A 17,182-nucleotide genomic window follows, 5' to 3' on the forward strand; every position below is an offset into this window, starting at 1 on the left:
GCCCCCAGGACCGCGGGCGCGACCAGCCACGCCGAACCCGCAGCCGCCACAGCGCAAACGCCCCCGAGCTCTCAGGCGTTCGGCCGCAGCCCGCCCAATCACCGGCCGACGTCCGCGCCCCCAGGACCGCGGGCGCGACCAGCCACGCCGAACCCGCAGCCGCCACAGCGCAAACGCCCCCGAGCTCTCAGGCGTTCGGCCGCAGCCCGCCCCGCGCCGCCCTCTCCATCGACTCCAGCTGTTCCAGCAGCGGCATGGGGTCCGTGCCCACCGTGCCCGGCAGGAGGTCGGCGATGCGCTCGGGGGTCCAGGAGCCCTCCGCGTAGGCCGCCCGCAGTTCTCTCGGCTGCGCCCAGACCGCGATCTTGGGGCCGGCGACCGTGTAGACCTGGCCGGTGATGCGCTGCTCCTTCGCGCGGTCCGACAGCAGGTAGACCACCAGGGCCGCCACGTCCTCGGGGTCGCCGATCTCCTTCAGCTCCATCGGGACGTTCACCGACATCCTGGTCCGGGCCACCGGGGCCACCGCGTTGGCGGTCACACCGTACTTGTGCAGGCCGAGCGCGGCGCTGCGCACCAGCGAGATGATCCCGCCTTTCGCCGCGCTGTAGTTGGCCTGCGAGACGGAGCCCTGGTGGTTGCCGCTGGTGAAACCGATCAGGGTGCCCGAGCGCTGCTGCCGCATCACCGCCGACGCCGCCCGGAACACCGTGAACGTGCCCTTGAGATGGGTGGCGAGCACCGGGTCCCACTCCTCCTCGGCCATGTTGAAGAGCATCCGTTCACGCAGGATCCCGGCCACGCACACGGCGCCGTCCAGCCGTCCGTACGACCTCAGGGCCGTATCGACGATCCGCTGTCCCCCGGCCATCGTGGAGACGTCGTCGGCGACCGCGACCGCGTCCCCGCCCGCCGCTTCGATCTCCTTGACCACCGCCTCGGCGACCTCGTCGGCCGGTGCGGCGCCGTCGACGGACACGCCGTAGTCGTTGACGACGACATGGGCGCCCTCGGCGGCCGCGGCGAGGGCGACGGCCCGTCCGATGCCGCGTCCGGCGCCCGTCACGGCGACGACCTTGTCTGCCAAGAAGTTCCCCACACCCGGCCCCTTCCCGTGGTTTCTGACGGACCGTTAGATTCTATGTCCGGGCGGACGGCCGCGGACAAGCCCCGGGAAGGACCGAGATGCCACTGCCGGAGGAGTTCCACGACATCGCCAAGCGCGTGAACAACTGGGGCCGTTGGGGAGCCGACGACGAGATCGGCACCCTCAACCTGATCACCGACGAGGTGGTACGCGAGGCCGCCGCCCAGGTGCGCAGCGGGCGGCGGGTACCGCTCGCCCTGCCCCTGAAGCAGGACGGCGTGCAGACCGGCGTGATTCCGGGCCGGGTCAACCCGTTGCACGTGATGGTGCAGATCAACCAGGAGCTCTTCGGACCGGGGACGGTCGCGTGCAGCGACGACGTTGTGACCATGGGACTGCAGGCGGCCACCCACTGGGACGCGCCGGCCCATGTCTCGCACTCGGGCAGGCTCTACAACGGCCGCCCCGCAGGCTCCGTCACCGCGCACGGCGGCGCCGCGCTCTGCGGCATCGACAAGGCCCGGCACATCGTCTCGCGCGGGGTGCTGCTCGACGTCGCCCGCGCGCGGGGCGTCGACCGGCTCGACGGCGGGCACGCGGTCACCACCGAGGACCTTGAGGCCGCCGAGGACCTGGCCGGCACCCGGGTGCGCGCCGGGGACATCGTGCTGGTGCGGACCGGGCAGGTGCAGGTGTATCTCGCGGGCGACCCGCACGGCTACGGCCATCCGTCGCCGGGCCTCTCGGTGCGCACGCCGGAGTGGTTCCACACGCGCGACGTCGCGGCCGTGGCCAACGACACGCTCACCTTCGAGGTATTTCCGCCGGAGATCGAGGACTTGTGGCTTCCGGTGCACGCCCTGGACCTGGTGGAGATGGGAATGCCCCAGGGCCAGAACTGGAACCTCGAAGAGTTGTCCACAGCCTGTGGAGAAGAGGGCCGCTACACATTCCTGCTGTCGGCGATGCCAGAACCGTTCGTCGGCGCCACGGGAACACCCGTCGCTCCGGTGGCCGTTCTCTAGACCCTGCCGCCGGGCCCCGTCGCCAGGCCCTGCCCGCCGGGCCCCGTACGCCAGGCCCTGTCGGCGAAGGCGCGTTTGCCGTCAGCGGCCGGACCGTCGGGCGTACCCGGCTGGCGGCGCGCCCATGCCCGCCCCGAGCACGGCATCGCGCGCCGCCATCCGACTCCGGCGCACCGACCCCACCCCCTCGGCCCTGAAAGGGACCGGCGGACGCCGACCTCACGACTCACACTCGTCGAGGGCCTCCGTCAACCGGACCCTCGTCGTCCCCTCGCGGCGAATCGCTGATCCCAAGCGTGATCACACGGACACGAGCCGTCAACACCAGCGCTGCGATTTACCCGTTATGCCGGATTCATCATGGGCGCGCACGGAAGCATCCCCCGGCGCACAGCCTGCTTCGGACCGATGCGGAACAGCGACTTCTGCAACCATGCTCCGGGCGGCCGCACCCCGGCCTACACCGCCTCGTACGTCAGACCCTCGTACGCCGCCGTGTCGCACGTGCCGTAGGCGGCGGGTGCCGCCGCTCGCGCGGCGGACGCACAGCGGTCCAGTTCGCACCAGATGCGTTTGCCCGCGCCCTCCAGGCTCCAGCCCCAGCGGTCCGCGAGGCCGTCGACGAGGGCGAGGCCGCGGCCACCGGTGGCGTCGTCACCCACGCAGCGGGGTACGGGAGCCCGCGTGCTGTTGTCGGCGACCTCCAGGCGCACGGTGGCCGCCTCCGCCGCCGCACCGGGCAGCGACAGCCGGAGCACCGCCGGACAGCCGGTGTGCACCACGGCGTTGGTCACCAGTTCGGAGACGAGCAGGATCAGGGTCTCGGCGAGCGCCTCGTCGGCCTCTATCCCCGACCCGGCAAGCCGGGAGCGGGCCCACTTCCGGGCTCGACCCACCTCCGCGGGGTCGGGCCGGATCTCCAGCTGCACTTGAAGCACCTGCACCGCTCACACCATCCGAACCGGCGGACACATGACCCCGCACCGGGCGAGGGCCACGATCGTAGCCATTTTCTGCATGGCCAGAACAACGGCCAGAGCAAGGGTCACGGACCGTGACTCCCTTACCAGCAAGCATGGTTGACGTACTGTCACCGCGACAAGCGCTTCAGGCATATTCCCGCGAGAAGGAGTACTCGTGCGGCATACTGTGCGACGCTCGTCCCGGGGGGTCGAACAGACGGGCGCGGAGGGCGTCCTGGCCCTGCAAACAGCGGGGCGCACCGCCCGAGCCGGCCCCACGGCAGGGGCGGCACCGGGATGGCTCGTGCTCGGAACCACTCGCATTGCACACAAGGTACCCGAGCCGGACGGCGACTCCAGGACGTGACGAGTCACACCTAGGACACAACCAGATATCAACGCTCCGTAGTTCCGGTATGCCACGATCCGTGACATCCCGGCGCGCCGCTCGCCGTCGCCGCAGCCCAGCGGCCTTTCACCGCCCGGGGCCCAGGAGATCGCGGGCGAGCAGCTCCTCACTCTGTGTAATCCCGCCACCACGGTGGGCCCGCACCCACGTTCGCTTCAGGTGCAGCTGCACCTCGGTCTCCCAGGTGAAGCCCATGCCGCCGTACACCTGGAGGCAGTCGCGCACCCCGCGCACGGCGGCCTCGTCGGCGAGGAGCCGCGCCGCCGCGATGTCGGGGATGTCGCCGGTGACCGCGGCGGCGTACACCGCGGCGCGGGCCGTTTCCGCGCGGACCAGCATGTCCGCGCACAGGTGCTGCACCGCCTGGAAGGCTCCGATCGGCCGCCCGAACTGTTCCCGCGTCCGGGCGTGTTGCACGGCGAGCTCGCAGGCGCGCGTGGCCGTGCCGAGCTGCTCGGCGGCGGTGAGCAGGACGGCCACCGGGTCGGGCCCGTCCGGCCCCTCGGGATCGTCCGGCCCCTCCGGATCGTCCGGCCTGTCTGTATCACCCTGCCTGTCCAGACCGTCCGGCCCCTCCGGTCCGGACGCCCGCACCCGGTGCAGGGGCGTCAGCGGGTCAACCGACCGCAGCGGTACGGCGCCGACGGCGTCGCCGAGCACGACGTCCGCCTCCGCCAGCCACTCCACCAGGGCGCCGTCGACGGACGTCACGACCACCTCCCCGGTGGCCGCGCCGGGCACGCTCCCGGCGGCGAGGTGGGTGGCCAGCACCGGGCCCGGCAGCAGCGCCCGGCCCATCTCCTCGAACACCAACACGGCCTCGGGCAGACCGAGTCCGACCCCGCCCTCCGCCTCCGGCAGCCGCAGCGCGAAGACACCCGCCGCCCCGAGCTCCCGCCACAGCACCCGGTCCAGACCCGGCTCCGCGGCGGCCGCCCGCAGCGCCCCCGCGTCGAACCGGCGCTCCAGCAGCTGCCGTGTCGCCTCCCGCAAGGCCCGCTGTTCGCCGGTGAGTTGGAACCGCATACGGCAGCTCACCGCCCCTTCGGCAGACCTAGGACGCGCTCGGCCACGATGTTGCGCTGGATCTGCGAGGTGCCGGCGGCGATGGTGTACGACAGGGAGGAGAGCCGGCCGAGGACCCAGGGCCGGTCCAGGTCGAGGGAGTCCTGGCCCAGCACCTCGGCCGCCGCGTCGTACAGCTCCTGGCGCGCGAGCGAGTACCGCAGCTTGAAGACCGATCCGCCGGTGCCGGGAACGCCCCCCGTCGCCTCGGCCTCGCTCACGTTCCACTGCGTCAGCCGCCACAGCGCACGGAACTCGGCGTTCAGCCTGCCCAGCCGCCGCCGCAGGGCGGGGTCGTCCCAGGTGCCGTTCTTCCGCGCCCGGCCCGCGAGGTCGCCCAGCACACGGCGGCAGGCCACGACCTCGCCGACGAAGGCCGTACCCCGCTCGAAGGAGAGCGTCACCATGGTCACCCGCCAGCCGTCGTTCTCCGCCCCGACCCGGTTGGCCACCGGCACCCGCACCTCGTCGAGGAACACCTCGGCGAACTCCGCCGACCCGGCGAGCGTGCGCAGCGGCCGCACCGTGATGCCCGGCGCGCCCATCGGCATGGCCAGCCAGGTGATGCCCCGGTGCTTGGGCGCCGTGGGGCCGGTGCGCACCAACAGCTCGCACCAGTCGGCGACTTCGGCGTGCGAGGTCCAGATCTTGGAGCCGCTCACCACGTAGTCGTCGCCGTCCCGCCAGGCGCGCGTGCGCAGTGCCCCGAGGTCGGAGCCGGCGTCCGGTTCGCTGAACCCCTGGCACCACACCTCGTCGCCGCGCAGGATCGGCGGCAGCCAGCGCGCCCGCTGGCCGGCGGTGCCCTCTGCGGCGATGGTCGGCCCGGCGTGCAGCAGTCCGACGAAGTTGGCGCCCACATAGGGCGCCCCGGCCTGCTCCGTCTCCTCCAGGAAGATCAGCCGCATGGTCGGTGAGGCGTCCCAGTGGACGTCGGCGTACCCGGCGTCGTAGAGCATCCGCTGCCAGCCGAGGTCGTAGGCCCGGCGCCCCGGCCAGTCGTCGGGGGACGGCTTGGGCGGCAGGCTCGGCAGCGTCTTCGCCAGCCACGCCCGCAGCCGTGCCCGGAACTCCTCCTCCTCGGGCGTGTACGACAGGTCCATGGGCGGGGCTACCGGTCGAAGTCCAGGTCCAGCATGCGGATCGCGTTGCCCCGCATCAGCTTGTAGACCGTCTCGTCGTCCAGGCCCTTCACATGGTCGAGGGCGACCTCCCTGGTGTGCGGGAAGGTCGAGTCGACGTGCGGGTAGTCGGTCTCGAAGGTGGCGTTGTCGCGGCCGACCACGTCGAGCGAGGCGACGCCGTGCCGGTCGCGGAAGAAGCAGCAGAAGACCTGCCGGTAGTAGTACGTCGACGGCGGCTGCGGGATCGTCTCCCGCACCCCGCCCCAGGCCCGGTGCTCCTCCCACACGTCGTCGGCGCGCTCCAAGGCGTACGGGATCCAGCCCATCTGTCCCTCGGAGTAGGCGAGCTTGAGCCGCGGGAACCTCACCAGCACCCCGCTGAACAGGAAGTCCATCATCGAGGCCATCGCGTTGTTGAAGGAGAGCGAGGCCTGGACGGCGGGGGGCGCGTCCGGGGACGCGGCCGGCATCTGGGAGCTGCTGCCGATGTGCATGTTGACGACCGTGCCGGTGTCCTGGCAGACGGCGAAGAAGGGGTCCCAGTGGCCGGAGTGGATCGAGGGCAGCCCGAGGTGGGTGGGGATCTCGGAGAAGGTCACCGCCTTCACCCCGCGGGCCGCGTTGCGCCTGATCTCCTCGACCGCCAGCCCGACGTCCCACAGCGGGATCAGGCACAGGGGGACGAGCCGGCCGCCGCTGTCGCCGCACCACTCCTCGACCATCCAGTCGTTGTAGGCGCGCACGCAGGCCAGCGCGACCTCCTTGTCGTGCGCCTCGGCGAAGGTCTGCCCGCAGAAGCGGGGGAAGGTCGGAAAGCACAGGGAGGCCTCGACGTGGTTGAGGTCCATGTCCCTCAGCCGCTCGGCCGGGTCCCAGCAGCCGCGCCGCATCTCCTCGCGGGTGATGCCCTCCAGCGTCATCTCGTCGCGGTCGAAGCCGACGGCGGCGATGTTGCGCTTGTAGGGGAACTTCAGGTCCTCGTAGATCCACCAGTCGGTGGGAGGGCCCTGCGGATCCATGGTGATCTGGTACTTGCCGCCCACGTAGGCGAGTTCGCCGATCCCGGCGGTGAGCGGCTTGGGACCGCGGTCACGGTACTTCTTCGGCAGCCAGGTCTCGAAGAGGTGCGCGGGCTCGATCACGTGGTCGTCGACGCTGATGATGCGGGGCAGTTCCGAGGCGCTCGTGGTCATGGGTCCCCTCCGCCGTACCACTGAACTGACGGTGCGTCAGATCGACTGTCAAGCAGGCTAGCCCCGCACCCCTGGACCGACAAGGCGACCGGCCCTACGCTCTGCGCATTGTCTGACGCCCCGTCAGTTACAAGGGGGACCGCCGTGAACGACACCGCACACGCCCTTGGTTCCGCACCCACGCTCTGGGAGCTCGTCAGCCGCCGCGCCGAGCTCAGCCCCGGCCTGCCCGTGTTCCTGCAGGACGACCGGAGCCTGACCTTCGGCGAGCTCCACGACCGCGCCGAGCGGGTGGCGGCCGGGCTGTACGGCATGGGCGTACGCGCCGGCACGGTCGTCGCCTGGCAGCTGCCCACCCGGATCGAGACGGCACTGCTGTCCTTCGCGCTGGCCCGCCTCGGTGCCGTGCAGACCCCCGTCATCCCCTTCCACCGGGACCGCGAGGTGGGCTTCGCGCTGCGCGAGGCGAAGGCGGAGTTCTTCGCGGTGCCCGGGGTGTGGCGCGGCTTCGACCACACGGAGCTGGCCCGGCGGCTGGGCGCCAAGGGCGTCTTCGAGGTGTACGAGGCACTGCCGGACGGCGATCCCGCGGTCCTGCCCCCGCCGCCCGCGGACGGCACCACCGTCCGCTGGATCTACTGGACCTCGGGTACGACGTCCGACCCCAAGGGCGTGCTGCACACCGACCGTTCGCTGATCGCGGGGGGCGCGTGCCTGGCCCACGCGCTGCGCCCGACGGCCGGCGACGTGGGCTCGATCGCCTTCCCGTACGCGCACATCGGCGGCCCCGACTACACGGTGATGCTGCTGCTCTACGGCTTCCCGGCGGTGCTGTTCGAGCAGTTCGCGCTGCCCGGGGCGCTGGCCGGATACCGGCGGCACGGGGTGACCATCGCCGGTGGGTCGACGGCGTTCTACTCCATGTTCCTGGCCGAGCAGCGCAAACAGCCGGGCGTGAAGCTGATCCCGACGCTGCGGCTGCTGGCGGGCGGCGGGGCGCCCAAGCCGCCCGGCCTCCACCACGCCGTGGTCCGCGAGATGGGCGTGCAGCTCACCCACGGATACGGCATGACCGAGGTGCCGATGATCACCATGGGGGCACCGGACGACAGCGCGGAGAACTTGGCGACGACGGAGGGGCGGCCCCCGCAGGGGATGGAGATCCGCCTCGTGGACGGGGAGGTCCGGCTGCGCGGGGAGGCCGTGTGCCGGGGCTATCTGGACCCGGCACAGACCGCCGAGGCGTTCGACGCGGACGGGTTCCTGCGCACCGGTGACCTGGGACATCTGACGGACGGCGGACACCTGGTGCTCACCGGCCGGCGCAAGGACGTCATCATCCGCAAGGGCGAGAACATCTCGGCCAGGGAGATCGAGGACCTGCTGCACCGGCACCCGGCGGTCGGGGACGCCGCCGTGGTCGGGCTGCCGGATCCGGAGCGCGGGGAACTGGTGTGCGCGGTGGTGGAGCAGCCCCCCGGGGCCGCGGAACTGACCCTGGACGCGGTGACGTCCTTCCTGCGCTCCCAGGGACTGTCGGTGCACAAGCTGCCGGAGCGGCTGGAAGTGGTGGACGCCCTCCCGCGGGGCGAGACACTCCGGAAGGTGCTCAAGTACCAGCTGCGCGAACGCTATTCGGGCACGGTGAAGTAACGGGCGAAAGCGGGCACGATCTCCGCCTCCCCCACGTTGCCGTCCCCGTCGGCGTCGAGTCCCGCGGCGATCACCCGGGCGATGTCGTCCGGCACCCCGAGGACCCTGAGCACACGCGCGGTGTCCTCGACGGTGGCGGCGCCGTCGCCGTCCGCGTCCGCGACGGCCAGGGCGGCGTGCAGGAAGGGGCGGGCGATCTCGGCGAACCGGTCCGGGTTGTCGCGCAGGCGCTTGACCGCGCCGCCCACGAACTCCTCCCGGGTGATGCGCTGGTCGCCGTCCCGGTCCGCGATCCCGGCCATGCCCTGCCAGAAGGCCTCGGCACCGGCGTACAGGTCCTGTCCCTTGTCGGAGCGGGCGGCGGTGCCGAACTCCGCGAGCAGCGCCTTGGCCGCCACGCTGAAGTCCTCGCGGTCGATGTAGCCGTTGCCGTCCTGGTCGAAGGTGGCGAACCGGGCCCCGATCCTGCGCTCGTACTCGCTGCTGACCATCTCTTCTAGAGCCGCCTCACATGTGGGGTGCATCTGGCAGGGAGCGTACGACGGGAAGGGCCGTCCGCGGACTGGAATCGACGGTTGTGCCAAGACCGGGGGAATTCTGCGACAACTGAGTGGCACGGCGGCGGGCGGGGACGGCGCGCGGGGGTCAACCGCGTGCGGCGCCGCGTGCCGTGGTGAACCGCGTGCTGTGGTGCGGCGCACGGTGGTGAACGGCGCGCGTCTGCCGCGCCGGTGTGCGGTCCGGGTCAGGCGGACAGTGGTTCGTCGTCCACCGCCGCCGCGAGGTCCGGGTAGACGTCGAACAGGCGGCGGATCCCGAGGGCGCCGAGCACGCGGTTGACGTGGGAGCCGTCGACGGCGCCGCGGGCCGGCAGGATCAGGCGCAGGCGGCCCTGGCAGGAGCGGATCAGGCGGCGGGCGGCTATCAGGACGCCGACGCCGCTGGAGTCGCAGAAGAAGACCTCCGAGAGGTCCAGGACCAGATGGTGGTGGCCCTGGGCCACCACCTCGTGCACCCGCTGGCGCAGGACCGGCGACGACACCAGATCCAGTTCGCCCGAGACCTGGAGCACGCTCCACTCGCCCTGTTCGTCATCGGTCACCTTGAACGCCACGGCCCGCCCTCCGCTCGCCGGAACTTCCCCGGAACCGCTCAGAACGGAAGCAGTTCCTACGCTTCTTTCCGCGCGGCTGCCCAGCGGCCGTTCCCTGAAACACCGCGCGACAAACCGATACCGATCACTCAAGGACTTGTTTCAGTCACCTTCGATCGTGTTCGATCGGAGTTGGTCGGAAAGTGCAGGGGTAGGCGAGACGGAAAGCGCCAGCCGCCCAGGGCCTCGCCCTCTACCACCGGCGGCTCGTCGGGGGGCGCACATTGCCACAAAGGGGCGTGCGCTGTCAGACGTGCCGACTACATTCGAGGAGACGGCCGGCGGACGCTGGACAGGACAGACCGGGACAGAAGCACGGCACGAACAGGCGCAGAGGGGGCCGCATGGCGAAGAAGGACGCACCGCCCCGCTGGGACCGCAAGATGCAACAGCGGCTCGCACGCGGAGAGGCGGCCGCCCTCGGCGAGCTCTACGACCGTTTCGCCTCGCTCGTGCACGGCCTCGCCCACCGCGTCCTCGGGGACGAGCGGGCCGCCGACGGCATCACCCGCGAGGTCTTCGCCCACGTGTGGGAACACCCCGACGCCTACGACCCGAGGGAGGGGCCCCTGCGTGCCTGGGTCGCCGGCCTGACCCACCGGCTCGCCGTGCAGCGGCTGCGTACCACCGAGACCGCCGCGCTGGCCCGCGGCGGCCAGGGCTCCGCCGAGGAGCTGGAGCGCAAGGTGCGCCGCGCCTCGGTCGCCGCCCGGGCCGACTACATCGTCCACTCCATGCCCACGCCACTGCGGGCCGCCCTGGAGCTGGCCTACTTCCAGCGCCGCGACTACCGCCAGACCGCCGTCGACCTCGACGTCACCGAGGACGAGGCCCGCCGCCGGCTCCGCCTCGGCCTCCAACTGCTCTCCACCGCCCACGAGACCGGAGCCCCGGGGGCACCACCCGGATACGGGGGTGCGGCGTGAGCGGAGCGAGCGGGTTCGAGGCGTACGACGAGCACGGCGGACACGACGAGAAGGAGCACCCCGCGGAGAACGACGGCCACGGCACCTCCGGTGCCGACTCCGGCTCCGGTACGGATGCCGGTTCAAGTGCCGGACCCCGCGGACCCGGCGGGCCCGGCGGTCCGCCGGGCCGGGACGGTCGCGACCCGGCCCGGCCGCCCCGCATACCGATGCCCCGCGCCTCGGTCGAGGACACCGGACGACCGCTGCCCGCGCTGGAGGACCTGGACGAACCCCCACCGCGGGTCGAAGCGCCGGCCGGAAGGCCGGCGCCCCTCGTGCTGGAGCACCACGTCCTGAAGTCGCTCCTCGGTGCGTGGGCGCTGGCCGCCTGCTCACCGGAGGAGACCGCGGCCGTCGAGGAGCACCTCGGCGAGTGCGGCGGCTGCGCGGACGAGGCGCTGCGCCTGAGGGAGGCCGTCGGTCTGCTCCACCGGCCCGACAGCCTCGACCTGGATCCGAGCCTGCGCACCCGGGTTCTGGAGCACTGCCTGGACCGGCGGCCGCCGCGCATCCCGGTGCCCGACTGGGCGGACCCCTACGACGCCGAGACCGCGCGGCTCGACGCGCTGCTGCAGGACATAGGGGACGCCGAGTGGCACGCGCCGGTGCGGCTGCGCTGGTTCGACGGCGAGAACGCAAAGAGCGCAGACCGGCGTACGACCGTCGCCGGGGTCATCGCCCACCTGCTGAGCGTGGACGGACTGGTCGCGGGGGCGCTCGGGCTGGACGACCCGCTCGGGGACGTCGCCGCCGAGGGCCGGAACCCGGCGGCGCGCACCGAGGCGTACTGGCGCGCCTCGCACTTCCCGCCCACCCGGTCCGTACGGCCGCTCTGGCGGGAGCAGACGCACGCCCTCGTGCGGACGGTGTCCTTCACCGGCGGCACCTCGGGGAAACTTCCGGTGTCCTACGGCGAGTTCGAGCTGCCGCTGCGCGACGCCATGCTCGACCGGGCCTTCGAGTGCTGGGTGCACGCGGAGGACATCGCCGAGGCGGTCGACTATCCGTACGAGCCGCCGGCCCCGCGCCATCTGCACGGGATGCTCGACCTGGCGGCCCGGATGCTGCCGAGCGTGCTCGCCGCACGCCGCCGCGCCGGGCTGGCCTCGCCCGGCCGGGCCCGGCATCTCGTCCCGGCGGGCGAGCCCGGGCGCAGCCTGCGGCTGGAGATCGAGGGGCTGGGCGGCGGCGAGTGGCTGATCCCGCTGGACTCACCCGGCGCGGTGGGCTCGGCGGAGCACGAGGTGGCCCATGTGGCGCTGGACGGCGTGGAGTTCTGCCGGCTGGCGGCGGGCCACGTCTCGCCGCGGGAGGCGGCGGCCGGTCAGGCCGGGGACCGGGAGGCGATCAGGGACGTGCTGTACGCGGCGGCGTCGCTGAGCCGCATGTGACACCCACCGCCCCACACGAAGCCGTACGCGAGACTCACCGGCCCCACACGAAGCCGTACGCGACGCCCACCGGCCCCGCGCGAAGCCGTACGCGAGACCGACCAGCCCCACACGAAGCCGTACGCGAGACTCACCGGCCCTACGCGAAGCCGTACGCAGGACCGACCAGCCCCACACGAAGCCGTACGCGAGACCGACCGGCCCCACGCGAAGCCGTACGCGAGACCGACCGGCCCCACACGAAGCCGTACGCGACGCCCACCGGCCCCACACGAAGCCGTACGCGAGACCGACCGGCCCTACGCGAAGACGACCGTCCGCCGTCCGTTCAGCAGGATCCTGCGCTCCGCGTGCCACTTGACCGCGCGCGCCAGCGCCTGGCACTCCACGTCCCGGCCGATCGCGACCAGCTGGTCCGGCGTGACGCCGTGGCCCACCCGCTCGACCTCCTGCTCGATGATCGGGCCCTCGTCGAGGTCGGCCGTCACATAGTGGGCCGTCGCGCCGATCAGCTTCACGCCCCGCGCATGTGCCTGGTGGTACGGCTTGGCGCCCTTGAAGCTCGGCAGGAAGGAATGGTGGATGTTGATGATCCGGCCGCTGAGCTGCTTGCACAGGTCGTCCGACAGCACCTGCATGTAGCGGGCGAGGACGACCAGTTCGACGTTCTCCTCCCGCACGAGCTCCAGCAGCCGCGCCTCGGCCTCCGGCTTGGTGTCCTTGGTCACCGGGATGTGGTGGAAGGGGATGTCGTACGACGCCACCAGCTCGGCGAAGTCGGTGTGATTGGACACCACCGCCGCGATCTCCACCGGCAGGGCGCCGATACTGGCGCGGAAGAGCAGGTCGTTCAGGCAGTGCCCGAACTTGCTGACCATGAGCACGATGCGCATCTTCTCCTCGGCCCGGTGGATCTGCCAGTCCATCTGGAAGGAGTCACCGACCGCCGCGAAGCTGGCGCGCAGCTTGTCCACCGTGGCCGGAGTCTCGGCCGAGAAGTGGACGCGCATGAAGAACAGTCCGGTGTCGTGGTCGCCGAACTGCTGGCTGTCCTCGATGTTGCACCCGGTCATGAACAGGTAGCTCGACACGGCATGCACAATGCCCTGCTTGTCGGGGCAGGCAATGGTCAGGACGTACTGGTCGCCCTTGGTCGTGGCTCGGGAGGACTGCTCGCTCATGGACGACAGGGTCTCATGCCCCGCCGGGCCCGCGGGGGGCCGTCCGGGAAGCGGACCGCCGGAGCGCGCTACGCGGACCGCGTCATGATCCGCAGCACCTCCAGGCTCCGCGGCGGGGCGTCGGGGTCCTCCCCGTCACTCGCCGCGAGGCGCAGGTGCGCGTCCCGCGCCGCCCGCACCGCCTCCGGCCAGGCGTGGTGGTCGACGTAGGCCGACACCGGCGCGTCCGGGCCGACCTGGTGCATGATGCGCAGCACGCGCAGCACGGCCGTGTCGACCAGCGCGGCCTCCTGGGAGTCCCGGAAGATCGTGCCGACGTACTTCTCGGCGGACCAGCTGTCCAGCCAGGTGTCCTCGACCAGGCGGTACACGGCGTCCGTGACGTCGCCGTATCCCTCCACACCGGCCAGCCAGACGTCCCGCTGGAACACCGGGTCGGAGAGCATGTGCAGCGCCGAGCGCACGTTGCTGCGCCAGCGCCACCACGGCATGTCATTCAGGGGCATGCCGCCCATGGTGGATGAGCGACGGCCGCGACGGGAAGAGTTCTCCGAACCTTGCACGGTCATCGATCGTACGTTCCCCGCCCCAGCAGCCTCACCGGCCCCCGTAATTCACCTTCAGGTCACCTTTCGTTGACCATGGGTCACTCTCTGGTTAGTGGTGTGACGGAATCGTGTGTGTGCATGACCGGCAGGCGACGCACCCGCAGCACTTTCCTCCCCAGCTCCACCGGGCCCGTCACAAGAAAGACCGTGCTGTCCGCGGGCGCTCTGGTGGCGTGTGCGTCGCTCGCCGCCGGATGCGGTGTCATCCCCGGTGCCACGGGGGGCTCCGGGGACGACACCGTCAAGGTCATGACCTGGGCGCCGGAGAACACCCGGGCGACCAACAAGCCCGGCATGCCCGCCATGGCGCGGGCGTACGCCCGCTGGGTCAACGCCCACGGCGGCATCGACGGCCGCAAGCTCGACGTCGTGACCTGCAACGAGAGCAACGACAGCGTGGCGGCCGGCAAGTGCGCCCGGCAGGCCGTCAAGGAGGGGGTCGTCGCCGTCGTCGGCTCCTACAGCCAGTACAGCGACGCCTTCTTCCCGCCGCTGGAGGGCGCGGGCATCCCGTACATAGGCGGCTACGGGGTCACCAGCGCCGAGTTCACCCGCGCCCTGTCCTATCCCGTCAACGGGGGCCAGCCGGTCCTGCTGGCCGGCCTCGGCAGGGAACTCGCATCGGAGTGCGGTCCGGTGGCGCTCGTCAGGCCCGACACCATCGCGGGCGACGAGCTGCCCAGCCTGCTCGACGCCGGTCTCAAGGCGGGCAAGCACGAGCCGGCGCGCGACCAGCGGGCGGCCGAGGACGCCACCGAGTACTCGAGCCAGTCGGACCGGGCGCTGCAGCAGGCGACGACCGACCCGGCGAAGAAGGGCTGCGTGGTACCCGCCCTCGGGGAACGCACGGACATCTTCATGGACTCCTTCCGGCGCGACCGCGAGGGCTACCGGCCGGTGCGGACCGCCGCCGTGCTCGGCGACGTCGACCAGACCGTGATCGACACGAGCGGCGGCCAGTCGGGTCCCTACGAGGGGGCCTACATCACCGGCTGGTACCCGGCCGCGGGCGACCCGCGCTGGGGAGAGATGAAGAAGGTGATCAACGAGGAGGCCTTCGGCGACAACCGCATCGACCCCGCGGACGCCGGAGTGCAGACGACGTGGATCGCCTACACCGTGCTCAGCGCCGTACTGGAGAAGATCGGCAGCGGCGAGGTGACCGCCGACACCGTACGGCGGACCCTCGACGGCGGGCTCGAGGTCGCCACGGGCGGCCTGACCCCGCGGCTGCACTGGCGCTTCCAGGACCTGCTCGCCTCGGTCGGCTTCCCCCGTCTGGTCAACGCCGACGTGACCCTCCAGGTCGTACGGCAGGGCCGGCTGGAGTCGGCCACGAACGGCTTCGTCGACGTGACGAAGACCCTGGAGGACGCGGACGTGTCCTGACGTCCGGCACCGGGGCCGCGCCCTCGCACCCGCCCTCCGGGGGCCGGTCGCGGCCGGCCCCCGGAGCCCGGTCAGAGCTGGGTCGGCTGGCGCTGGGTGAGGCCGTACGTCTGCGCGATCGCGTTCCACAGCTGCGCGGCCTTGGCCTTCTGGGCGCTGGCGACGCCGCTCGCGCGGTTGCCGGCCTGGGCCTCGCCGGTGACACGGGCGTGGCCCTTCTTGCAGCCCCTCTTGCCGCCGGTCTGGTCGGCCCAGGCCGCGTAGTGGTCGTCGGCCGACGCGGACGCCTTCCACGCGCCGTTGAGGGCGGCGGTCAGCTCGGCGTGACCCGGCAGCTTGTCGACGGACAGCTGCCCCAGGCTGGTCACCAGGTCGTTGCGCTGCTTGGCCGCGTCGCGCAGGTCGGAGGCCGCCTTGTCGGGGTTGTCACAGCCCTTGACGTCGGCCACCGCCTTGATCACGGAAGCGCGGCTGCTGCCGCTGTCGGCGAGCAGCTTGTCCAGCGCGACCGCCTGCTGCCGCGCCGGGTCGGCCGCCGCCGAGGAGGAGCCGTCGGGGGCCGCCGAGGAGGCGGCGACGTTCTGGTTCTTGTCGCCGCTCCCGCCGCCCGAGCCATTGCCACCGCTGAGCAGGGCACCCGCGCCGACGCCCAGCACGACCAGACCGACACCGACGGCGGCGATCACCGGCAACCGCGAGCGCTTGCCCCGTCCGCCGTCGTCGTCCGGCCCGTCGTACGAGCCTGCGCGCGGCGGCAGGAACGACGGCTGGGCGGAGTGCGACGGCTCGACGCGCGGCAGCTGCTGGGTCGAGCCGCCCGGAACACCGCCGCCGGGCCCGCCGCGGAAGAGGTTGTCGAACTCGGCGGGCGTCTGCCGTACACCGGCGCCACCGGGTCCCGCGCCGTGCGGCGGCGCACCCGCGGACTGCGCGTCCACCGGAGCGATGTACTGCGTGGCCTCGGCGTCCGGATGGCCGCCGGCGGGCGGCAGCGGGCCCGGCCCGCCGTGCGGCACCCGGCCCAGGAACCGGGTCGACTGGTCGCCCGGCGCCTCGTGCGGCGGCGCCCCCGCCGTCACCGGCGGTATGTACTGCGTGGCGCCCTCGTCCGCCGACGCCGCCGCGGCGACGGGCGGCAGGTACTGGGTGGCCCCTTCGTTTCCGGGGGCGGCCCCGGCCGGCGGCAGGTACTGGGTGGCACCCTCCTCGGCCGGGGGCAGGGCGCCGGGGGCACCCGGACCGGCAGCCGCGTACGGGGCGGGCTGCCCGGCCGCAGAGCCGTAGGGGCCGGTACCGAGGTCGGCACCGGCGGGCGGCAGCGGGGCGGCCGCCTGACCGGTCGCGGAGTACGGCTGCTGGGCCGCCGGGCCCTGCCGGCCGTGGAACGGCGCGGGAGCGGCGCCCTGCTCGCCATGAGCCGACGCAGCAGCGCCCTGCCGGCCGTGGGACGGTGCCGGAGCGGCGCCCTGCCGGCCGTACGACGGCGCTGCAGCTGCGCCCTGCGGCCCGTGCGACGGAGCCGGAGCCGCGCCCTGCCGGCCATGGCCCGACGCCGGAGCCGCGCCCTCAGGCGGCAGCGGGCCGGCACCCGCCTGGTGCGGGGGTTCCGAGGCGCCCGCGCCCTGGGTGCCCCACGCTGCCTGCTGCGGCTGCTGGTACCCCTCGGAGGCCCAGGGCTGGGCGGGCGGTGCCTGCCAGCCCTGGTCCTGCGGCGCGGGCGGGGCCTGCTGCGGGCCGGGCCCCCACGGCTGGCCCCACGCCTGGCCGCCGGCCGGAGCCGAGGCCGGGGCCGGCTGCGCGGGCGGCGGGCCGCCCGCTTCACCCGTCATGCCCGGCAGCAGGGGCTCACCACCGTCCGAGGGCAGCACGATGCCTTCGTGCGCGGGCCGCGCCGAGGGCTCCTCGCCCTGTCCACTCTGCGTCACCGGGACTCCTACGAATGGGGGACTTTCGGAATCGTCGGCTCACGCTACC

Annotated in this window: 15 protein-coding genes; 5 read left to right on the forward strand and 10 right to left on the reverse strand. The window is 72.6% G+C overall.

Annotation, left to right across the window (positions count from 1 at the left end; genetic code table 11):
• Positions 1-187 precede the first annotated feature (187 nt).
• Positions 188-1,099, reverse strand: coding sequence for an SDR family oxidoreductase (locus tag AB0A61_RS23530; protein ID WP_361295419.1), 912 nt, complete (start codon positions 1,097-1,099; stop codon positions 188-190).
• An 86-nt stretch (positions 1,100-1,185) separates the two neighbouring features.
• Here AB0A61_RS23530 and AB0A61_RS23535 point away from each other — a divergent pair, with 86 nt between their 5' ends.
• The gene (locus AB0A61_RS23535; protein ID WP_361295422.1) at positions 1,186-2,112 is read left to right on the forward strand and encodes a cyclase family protein; all 927 of its coding nucleotides are present in this window, start codon (positions 1,186-1,188) and stop codon (positions 2,110-2,112) included.
• 458 nt (positions 2,113-2,570) lie between these two features.
• On the opposite strand, the gene AB0A61_RS23540 is transcribed toward AB0A61_RS23535, so the two are convergent.
• The 4 genes from AB0A61_RS23540 to AB0A61_RS23555 all read right to left on the reverse strand — a co-directional run bounded on the left by AB0A61_RS23540 (position 2,571) and on the right by AB0A61_RS23555 (position 6,865).
• Positions 2,571-3,041 (reverse strand): ATP-binding protein, encoded by a 471-nt coding sequence (locus AB0A61_RS23540; protein WP_361295795.1) that lies wholly within the window; start codon positions 3,039-3,041, stop codon positions 2,571-2,573.
• A gap of 508 nt (positions 3,042-3,549) precedes the next feature.
• Positions 3,550-4,509 (reverse strand): acyl-CoA dehydrogenase family protein, encoded by a 960-nt coding sequence (locus AB0A61_RS23545; RefSeq protein ID WP_361295425.1) that lies wholly within the window; start codon positions 4,507-4,509, stop codon positions 3,550-3,552.
• A gap of 8 nt (positions 4,510-4,517) precedes the next feature.
• Complete coding sequence (locus AB0A61_RS23550) at positions 4,518-5,651, reverse strand: acyl-CoA dehydrogenase family protein (RefSeq protein WP_361295428.1); 1,134 nt, start codon at positions 5,649-5,651, stop codon at positions 4,518-4,520.
• A gap of 8 nt (positions 5,652-5,659) precedes the next feature.
• Positions 5,660-6,865 (reverse strand): amidohydrolase family protein, encoded by a 1,206-nt coding sequence (locus tag AB0A61_RS23555; protein WP_361295431.1) that lies wholly within the window; start codon positions 6,863-6,865, stop codon positions 5,660-5,662.
• 144 nt (positions 6,866-7,009) lie between these two features.
• On the opposite strand from AB0A61_RS23555, the gene AB0A61_RS23560 reads away from it, so the two are divergent.
• Positions 7,010-8,518: an AMP-binding protein gene (locus tag AB0A61_RS23560; RefSeq protein ID WP_361295434.1), complete on the forward strand. Its 1,509-nt coding sequence runs from the start codon at positions 7,010-7,012 to the stop codon at positions 8,516-8,518.
• Here the strand turns inward: AB0A61_RS23560 and AB0A61_RS23565 are convergent.
• Entirely contained in the window at positions 8,497-9,009 is a 513-nt protein-coding gene (locus AB0A61_RS23565) for an EF-hand domain-containing protein (protein ID WP_361295798.1), read from the reverse strand. The two genes, AB0A61_RS23560 and AB0A61_RS23565, sit on opposite strands and share 22 nt — an antisense overlap.
• A gap of 254 nt (positions 9,010-9,263) precedes the next feature.
• A complete protein-coding gene (locus AB0A61_RS23570; protein ID WP_361295437.1) occupies positions 9,264-9,632 on the reverse strand; it encodes an STAS domain-containing protein in 369 nt (122 codons plus the stop codon).
• Positions 9,633-10,015: 383 nt separating this feature from the next.
• Between AB0A61_RS23570 and AB0A61_RS23575 the strand changes: the two genes are divergently transcribed.
• Both AB0A61_RS23575 and AB0A61_RS23580 read left to right on the forward strand, forming a co-directional pair.
• Positions 10,016-10,597: a sigma factor gene (locus AB0A61_RS23575; protein ID WP_361295440.1), complete on the forward strand. Its 582-nt coding sequence runs from the start codon at positions 10,016-10,018 to the stop codon at positions 10,595-10,597.
• Positions 10,594-12,030, forward strand: a complete 1,437-nt coding sequence (locus tag AB0A61_RS23580; protein ID WP_361295443.1) for a zf-HC2 domain-containing protein — start codon at positions 10,594-10,596, stop codon at positions 12,028-12,030. Before AB0A61_RS23575 ends, AB0A61_RS23580 begins: the two co-directional genes overlap by 4 nt.
• Before the next feature lie 299 nt (positions 12,031-12,329).
• Here the strand turns inward: AB0A61_RS23580 and purU are convergent, their stop codons facing one another.
• Entirely contained in the window at positions 12,330-13,211 is an 882-nt protein-coding gene (gene purU / locus AB0A61_RS23585; RefSeq protein ID WP_361295446.1) for a formyltetrahydrofolate deformylase, read from the reverse strand.
• A gap of 68 nt (positions 13,212-13,279) precedes the next feature.
• A complete protein-coding gene (locus tag AB0A61_RS23590; RefSeq protein ID WP_361295449.1) occupies positions 13,280-13,780 on the reverse strand; it encodes a hypothetical protein in 501 nt (166 codons plus the stop codon).
• Positions 13,781-13,897: 117 nt separating this feature from the next.
• On the opposite strand from AB0A61_RS23590, the gene AB0A61_RS23595 reads away from it, so the two are divergent.
• Positions 13,898-15,208, forward strand: a complete 1,311-nt coding sequence (locus AB0A61_RS23595) for an ABC transporter substrate-binding protein (protein WP_361295452.1) — start codon at positions 13,898-13,900, stop codon at positions 15,206-15,208.
• Between the two features lie 71 nt (positions 15,209-15,279).
• Here the strand turns inward: AB0A61_RS23595 and AB0A61_RS23600 are convergent, their stop codons facing one another.
• On the reverse strand, positions 15,280-17,133 hold the full coding sequence (locus AB0A61_RS23600) for a hypothetical protein (RefSeq protein WP_361295455.1): 1,854 nt from the start codon (positions 17,131-17,133) through the stop codon (positions 15,280-15,282).
• Positions 17,134-17,182 lie beyond the last annotated feature (49 nt).

It is taken from the genome of Streptomyces sp. NPDC046197 (genome assembly GCF_040646295.1).
In the GTDB taxonomy this organism is placed as follows: domain Bacteria; phylum Actinomycetota; class Actinomycetes; order Streptomycetales; family Streptomycetaceae; genus Streptomyces.

What these genes read in the sequence shown, in the direction of transcription:
- AB0A61_RS23535 (WP_361295422.1), top strand. Translation starts at nt 1,186, where the DNA reads ATGCCACTGCCGGAGGAGTTCCACGACATCGCCAAGCGCGTGAACAAC.
- AB0A61_RS23545 (WP_361295425.1), bottom strand. Translation starts at nt 4,509, where the DNA reads ATGCGGTTCCAACTCACCGGCGAACAGCGGGCCTTGCGGGAGGCGACA.
- AB0A61_RS23550 (WP_361295428.1), bottom strand. Translation starts at nt 5,651, where the DNA reads ATGGACCTGTCGTACACGCCCGAGGAGGAGGAGTTCCGGGCACGGCTG.
- AB0A61_RS23555 (WP_361295431.1), bottom strand. Translation starts at nt 6,865, where the DNA reads ATGACCACGAGCGCCTCGGAACTGCCCCGCATCATCAGCGTCGACGAC.
- AB0A61_RS23565 (WP_361295798.1), bottom strand. Translation starts at nt 9,009, where the DNA reads ATGGTCAGCAGCGAGTACGAGCGCAGGATCGGGGCCCGGTTCGCCACC.
- AB0A61_RS23575 (WP_361295440.1), top strand. Translation starts at nt 10,016, where the DNA reads ATGGCGAAGAAGGACGCACCGCCCCGCTGGGACCGCAAGATGCAACAG.
- purU (WP_361295446.1), bottom strand. Translation starts at nt 13,211, where the DNA reads ATGAGCGAGCAGTCCTCCCGAGCCACGACCAAGGGCGACCAGTACGTC.
- AB0A61_RS23590 (WP_361295449.1), bottom strand. Translation starts at nt 13,780, where the DNA reads ATGACCGTGCAAGGTTCGGAGAACTCTTCCCGTCGCGGCCGTCGCTCA.
- AB0A61_RS23595 (WP_361295452.1), top strand. Translation starts at nt 13,898, where the DNA reads ATGACCGGCAGGCGACGCACCCGCAGCACTTTCCTCCCCAGCTCCACC.